Genomic DNA, 6,283 nt, shown 5'->3' with positions numbered 1-6,283 from the left:
GGCGACTGCTGCGCAGCCGATCGCAGGCTACGCCAGCGGCTACAGGTGACCTGTGATCGACAGGTTCCTTGTAGCCGCTGTCGAGGCACGAGGCTGCGATAAGGGCCGCAGGACCTTCAGCAATTTCAAAACCCAGGCGACTGCTGCGCAGCCGATCGCAGGCTGCGCCAGCGGCTATCCGGACGGTTGCGCTTGGCTGACCAACCAGGTCATCAACGCTTCAAGCCCCGCCGAAGGCTCCGTCCCCGGCGGATATACCAGGTAATACCCCATCCCCGTCGGCACCCTCAATTCAAATGGCATCACCAGCCGCCCGGCCTTGAGATCCTCGCCAATCAGCGCGCTGTCGCCAATCGCTACCCCAGAACCCTGTAGCGCCACGGTCATGGCCAGGTCCAGCGTCTCGAAGTGATACCCCTGGCCCAGATTGCTCAGGCGTATCCCGGCCGCCTTGAGCCACAACGTCCAATCCTGCTCGTCCCGCGTGGGGTGCAATAACACCTGTTGCTGCAAATCGGTCGGCGCGTGTAAACCGCCAAGCAGCGTTGGTGCGCACACTGGCGTCAGTTGTTCGTCAAACAAATGCCGAGCCTGGGCCGGCTGTTCGGCAATGGGCAGGTAAATCACGGCGGCATCGAACTGCTCACGACGAAAATCCACAGCACAAGCCACGGTGGTGGTCAGTTCCACCGGCACGTCCGGTCGTTCCTGTTGCCACTGTATAAGGCGCGGCAGCAGCCAGCGCATGACGCAGGTGGAGGCTTTGAGTTGCAAGGTCTCGCGACGGCGGCCGATCTGCTCCACCGCATCGCCTATCAGGCCAAACACTTGCTGGGCCCGTAACGACCATTCGCGTCCCTCGTCTGTCAGGCCCAGGCCGCGAGCCTGACGCAGGAACAACGGGTAGCCCAGATGACTTTCCAGCCCGGCAACCTGTCGGCTCACCGCACCCTGGGTGATATGCAGTTGCTCGGCGGCGCGGGTGAAGTTGCAGCATTGGGCGGTAATCCAAAAGGTGTGCAACGCAGGCAACGGAGGGAGGCGTTTCATCGGGCAGCAGCCATGATCTGAGGACATGGCTAGTATGACTTTTTATCGATTGTTACCGCTACAGCCCTGCCGGCCCAATACCGCTTCGTCTCAATAACAACAAGGGCAATGACATGGCAACGTGTGGCGAAGTATTGGTCAAGCTGCTGGAAGGTTATGGTGTGGAACAGGTGTTCGGTATCCCTGGGGTTCACACTGTTGAGTTATACCGGGGCCTGGCCCGCTCCAGCATCCGCCCGATCACTCCACGCCATGAACAGGGCGCCGGCTTCATGGCCGACGGGTATGCGCGCACCAGCGGCAAGCCCGGCGTGTGCTTCATCATTACCGGCCCGGGCATGACCAACATCATCACCGCCATGGGCCAAGCCTACGCCGACTCGATTCCGATGCTGGTGATTTCCAGCGTGCAGTCCCGCAGCCAGTTGGGCGGCGGGCGCGGCAAGTTGCATGAGCTGCCAAACCAGGGCGCGCTGGTGGCGGGTGTCGCGGCGTTTTCCCATACCTTGATGTCGGCCACCGAGTTGCCTGGCGTACTGGCGAGGGCCTTTGCGCTGTTCCAGGCTGGACGGCCGCGTCCGGTGCATATCGAAATACCTCTGGACGTGCTGGTCGAAAATGCCGACGCATTGCTCGGCGCCGAACCGGTCAGCGTCGCGCGAGCCGGGGCCGCGCCGTCGGCGGTCAAGCAGATGAGCCAGTTGCTGGCCACGGCCAGGCGGCCGTTGATTCTAGCCGGTGGCGGCGCCATTGATGCTGCCGGCGAATTGACCCGCCTGGCCGAAACCCTCGGCGCACCGGTGGCCTTGACCATCAATGCCAAAGGTATGCTGGCGGCCAATCATCCATTGCTGATCGGCTCCACCCAAAGCCTGGTGGCAACCCGCGCCCTCGTAGCCGAGGCTGATACCGTGCTGGCCATTGGCACCGAATTGGCGGAAACCGATTACGACGTCACGTTCGCTGGCGGCTTCGAGATTCCCGGCGCCTTGCTGCGCATCGATATCGACCCGGACCAGACCGTGCGCAACTATCCGCCGCAAGTGGCGCTGGTGGCCGACGCCCGGATCGCCGCCCAGGCCTTGCTTGATGAGCTGAGTAGCCACCCCTTGGCCGAGCGCAATGATAAGTGGGGCGCGCACCGCGTTGCCCGCCTATGGAGCGACCTGGCACCAACCTGGGACGCCGCCACCCGTGCGCAAACCCTGTTCCTCCAGACCCTGCTGGAAGAGTTGCCCGAAGTGGTGCTGGTCGGCGACTCCACCCAACCGGTGTACACCGGCAACCTGACCCTGAACCTCAACCAGCCACGCCGCTGGTTCAATTCCTCCACCGGCTACGGCACCCTCGGCTACGCCCTGCCCGCCGCCATCGGTGCCTGGCTGGGGCATGGCGGTAAGGCGCCGGTGGTGTGCCTGATCGGCGATGGCGGGCTGCAGTTCACCCTCTCGGAACTGGCCAGTGCGGTGGAAGCCCGCACGCCGATCATCGTCCTGTTGTGGAATAACCAGGGCTACGAAGAGATCAAGAAATACATGATCAACCGTGCCATAACGCCTGTGGGCGTGGACATCTACACCCCGGACTTTATCGCCGCGGCCAAGGCGCTGGGCTGCACCGCCCAGGCCATCCAAGGGGTTGAAGAGTTGCGCCTGGCCTTACGCGCCACCATTGGTCGCCAGGGGCCGACACTGATTGAAATCGACCAAGAGCTCTGGATGAAGAACGTATCAGTATGAGTGCGGCTCTTGAAGGTCGGTATATCAACGGCCAACCGTCAAGAGCCGCACTTTTTCAATAGGCCCAACGACTTTCTCATTTGCCCACCGCCTTGCCGCGCGGCCTAATAATGCCTTGTCATTTCAAGGCCCACCCATGGAAACCGTTCACACAAGACCCACCACCGCCCTCTGGCTGATGATCAGCATTGTGCTGGTCGCCCTCAACCTGCGACCGTCGATGGCGGCGGTCGGCCCATTGTTGTCGTCCATTCGCGGCGAAGTCCCCTTGAGCTTCAGCAGTGCCTCATTACTCACCATGTTGCCGGTCATGGCCATGGGCCTGGCGATGTTCTTTGGCATGGGCCTGGCCAAACGCTTCGGTGAACACCGCAGCATTGTGTTGTCGCTGGTGGTGATTGGGCTGGCGACCGTGTCGCGGCTGTTTCTCGATTCGGCCCTGGAACTGATCATCAGTGCCGTTGCCGCAGGCCTGGGGATAGCAATGATCCAGGCGCTGATGCCGGCCCTGATCAAATCCCGTTTCAGCGACAATGTTTCACTGTTCATGGGCCTGTATGTGACAGCGATCATGGGCGGCGCCGCTCTCGCCGCGTCGTTCTCGCCTTTTGTTCAGGTACAGACCGGCAGTTGGCGCATTGGCCTGGCGATCTGGGCAATGCTTGCGGTGCTGGCGTTGGTGTTCTGGTACGCCCAGCGCTCGGCACTGCCGCCGTTGCCGCAAGCAGGCTTGGGCCCGCAGGAAGCGTTTTTCGGCAATCGGCGCGCCTGGTTGCTGGCGATCTTCTTTGGCCTCGGTACCGCGTCCTATACCTGCGTATTGGCCTGGCTGGCGCCGTACTACGTAGAGCAAGGCTTAAGCGAACAGAGCGCTGGTCTGCTGCTGGGCTTTCTGACCGCAATGGAAGTGGTTTCGGGCCTGATCACCCCCGCCATCGCCAACCGGCGCCAGGACAAACGTGGCGTGGTCGCGGTATTGCTGGTGCTGATCATTGCCGGTTTCTGCGGCCTGATTCTCTCCCCGCACTCCCTGAGATTGCTGTGGCCGTGCCTGCTGGGCCTGGGCATTGGTGGCTTGTTTCCCATGAGCCTGATCCTGTCGCTCGATCACCTGGACAACCCACGCCGAGCCGGCGGCCTGACAGCTTTCGTACAAGGCATCGGTTATTTGATCGCCGGCCTCTCGCCGCTGGTTGCCGGGATGATCCGCGACCAACTGGGCAGTTTCGAGTGGGCATGGTGGTCCCTGACCGCAGTGATGGTGCTCATGCTACTGATCGTGTTGCGCTTCGATCCACGGCATTATGCCCGGCATATTCAATAGCGCGGTCTAGAGCCTTTGGCCAAAGCGTCGTGTTCCCAACATTATTTGTCCCACGCTAAACATAGAAAGGTCCGACAGACCTTTCTATTGGTACGGACGTTCCGTTAACATTTTGCCCTTGTCTTGCGCTGCAACAGCGCAAAGGGCTTATCGGACGGAACTGATGCTAAACAGCAACTTGCTTAGAAAGCTCGATATGCAGGACCTGATGGTGTTTATCGCTGTGTATGAGCAAAGCAGCGTCACCGATGTGTCCGAAACCCTCTTCGTCAGCCAATCCACGGTGAGCTACAGCCTGAAGAAACTGCGCACCAGTTTCGAGGATGAGTTGTTTATCAACACCCGAGCGGGCATGCACCCGACGTACAAGGCCACAACCATGTACGGCCATGTGCAGAAGATCCTGGAAAGCATCAACCTGTGTCACGCTGGCCGCCAGGCCTTCGATCCGACTCAGAAAACCGTGACCTTCAACCTCTGCGCTCCGGAATACTTCGAACAACTGATCCTGCCCCGACTGTTGAAGAACTTCGATCGCGCCGACCTGCCGGTGATCGTCAATGTGCAGAAGCTGGAAACCGACATCCCTGCCGAAACCTTGCGCAATGGCGACCTGGACCTGGTGATCTGCTTCGGCCCGCACTTTCATCGCGTCCACAAGGATCTCAAGACGCAAATGCTGCTGGAGGATGATCTGGTCTGCGTCTTCGACAAACGCGCAGCGCCCAGGGAACCGGCGTTCAGCCTGCAATCCTTCGTCGCCCGGCGCCATGTGTTTCCTACTCCCTGGACCTCCGATACCAACATGATCGACGGCTGGCTGGCACGCCAGGCACACAAGCGCCAGGTGATTGCCCGGGCCAACAGCTATAGCGCGGCGCTGAAGATGGTCACCGGCACCGATTTCATCGTCACCTTGCCTCGTCGGGTACAGCAACTGCTGGCAGTCGAGCCGCTGTTCGGCCATTGCGAAGCGCCCAATGGCCTGCCGGGCTTCACCCTGGAGATGCAATGGCATAAGTCAAGTGAGCAAGACAGCGCCAACACCTGGTTTCGGGAGCAGGTAGTCAAGGTCTGTGGGGCTCAGGGGATGTAGTCGCAGCCAGGGCCGCGGCCTGGGTTAAATCTGTGGCGACCTTGCCATAGGCCTTATTGCCGATCACTCATGAACGCTTCCAGCCGCGAACGCATCCAGCGCTCCGCCGGATCGGTGTCCACATGGCTGAGCCAGACCATGGACAAATCCAGGGTTGGGGTTTCGAACGGAAACGGTTCACAGAACACAGTCCCCGAGGCAGCCATGGCTTGGGCGGTGTAGTCCGGCAAGCTGGCGATCATGTCGGTGCCAGCCAGCAGCGCCGGCAGCGAACTGTATTGCGGCACCGACAGCACCACATGGCGCTTACGACCGATTTCTGCCAGCCACTCATCGGCAAACCCGGTGACGTTGGCGGTATGGGACACCAGCACGTGGGGCCGTGCGCAGTATTCATCAAGGGTCAGCGGCCGGTCCGAGGCATCGGCGCGCAACACGCTGGGACGAATATGGCGCAGCAATTTGCGCTTGGCATTGGCCGGCAGGCCCCGCGTCTGGGTAATGCCCACGGTGATATCACCGGAGGCCAGCAAGTCGGGAATTCGCCAGTAATCGACATGCTGCACCACAAACACCACTTGGGGCGCCTCTTGGCGCAAGGTGCGCAACAAGGGTGGCAACAAGCCAAATTCGACGTCATCGGAGAGGCCAATGCGGAAGGTCATGGTGCTGCTGGACGGGTCGAAATCGTGGGTCAAGCTCAAGGCCGAGGACAACGAATCCAGCGCTGGCGACAAATGCTGGATGATCTGCTCGGCCCGCGCCGTCGGCTCCATGCGATGGCCTACACGAATGAACAGTGGGTCATTGAACAATGTGCGCAAGCGATTGAGAGCAGAACTGATGGTCGGCTGCCCCAGAAATAGCTTCTCTGCGACCCGCGTCACATTGCGTTCGAGCATCAGCGTTTCGAAGACCACCATCAGGTTGATGTCGGCCTTGCGTAATTCATTGCGATTCATCGGCGCCAGCCCTACTCCCTAAGACAAGAGGCAGTGTAGAAAGACCTGGGGCCTGGCGTCTATGTGTGTGACATTCTTATCTGCCATCAAACACAGCAAGGAGCGCTCAGCC

General features: G+C 60.7%; 5 protein-coding genes. 3 read left to right on the top strand and 2 right to left on the bottom strand.

What is annotated here, in order from left to right:
- Positions 1 to 174 precede the first annotated feature (174 nt).
- On the bottom strand, positions 175 to 1,050 hold the full coding sequence (locus GIR22_RS22775; RefSeq protein WP_154745521.1) for a LysR substrate-binding domain-containing protein: 876 nt from the start codon (positions 1,048 to 1,050) through the stop codon (positions 175 to 177).
- 113 nt (positions 1,051 to 1,163) lie between these two features.
- Between GIR22_RS22775 and GIR22_RS22770 the strand changes: the two genes are divergently transcribed.
- From GIR22_RS22770 to GIR22_RS22760, 3 genes are all read left to right on the top strand, one after another.
- Entirely contained in the window at positions 1,164 to 2,789 is a 1,626-nt protein-coding gene (locus GIR22_RS22770) for a 5-guanidino-2-oxopentanoate decarboxylase (protein WP_154745520.1), read from the top strand.
- A 136-nt stretch (positions 2,790 to 2,925) separates the two neighbouring features.
- Positions 2,926 to 4,113: a cyanate transporter gene (locus GIR22_RS22765; RefSeq protein ID WP_154745519.1), complete on the top strand. Its 1,188-nt coding sequence runs from the start codon at positions 2,926 to 2,928 to the stop codon at positions 4,111 to 4,113.
- Positions 4,114 to 4,276: 163 nt separating this feature from the next.
- Positions 4,277 to 5,209 (top strand): LysR family transcriptional regulator, encoded by a 933-nt coding sequence (locus GIR22_RS22760; RefSeq protein WP_154745518.1) that lies wholly within the window; start codon positions 4,277 to 4,279, stop codon positions 5,207 to 5,209.
- A gap of 53 nt (positions 5,210 to 5,262) precedes the next feature.
- Here GIR22_RS22760 and GIR22_RS22755 read toward each other — a convergent pair whose 3' ends face one another.
- Entirely contained in the window at positions 5,263 to 6,171 is a 909-nt protein-coding gene (locus GIR22_RS22755; protein ID WP_154745517.1) for a LysR substrate-binding domain-containing protein, read from the bottom strand.
- Positions 6,172 to 6,283 lie beyond the last annotated feature (112 nt).

Source organism: Pseudomonas karstica (assembly GCF_009707515.1).
Classification (GTDB): domain Bacteria; phylum Pseudomonadota; class Gammaproteobacteria; order Pseudomonadales; family Pseudomonadaceae; genus Aquipseudomonas; species Aquipseudomonas karstica.
The sequence above is the reverse complement of the archived record's forward strand: the minus strand, read 5'-3'. Positions and strand labels throughout refer to the sequence as shown.

Bases quoted from the DNA above. Each gene is read 5' to 3' on its own strand.
- GIR22_RS22775 (WP_154745521.1), bottom strand. From the start codon at position 1,050: ATGAAACGCCTCCCTCCGTTGCCTGCGTTGCACACCTTTTGGATTACC.
- GIR22_RS22770 (WP_154745520.1), top strand. From the start codon at position 1,164: ATGGCAACGTGTGGCGAAGTATTGGTCAAGCTGCTGGAAGGTTATGGT.
- GIR22_RS22765 (WP_154745519.1), top strand. From the start codon at position 2,926: ATGGAAACCGTTCACACAAGACCCACCACCGCCCTCTGGCTGATGATC.
- GIR22_RS22760 (WP_154745518.1), top strand. From the start codon at position 4,277: ATGCTAAACAGCAACTTGCTTAGAAAGCTCGATATGCAGGACCTGATG.
- GIR22_RS22755 (WP_154745517.1), bottom strand. From the start codon at position 6,171: ATGAATCGCAATGAATTACGCAAGGCCGACATCAACCTGATGGTGGTC.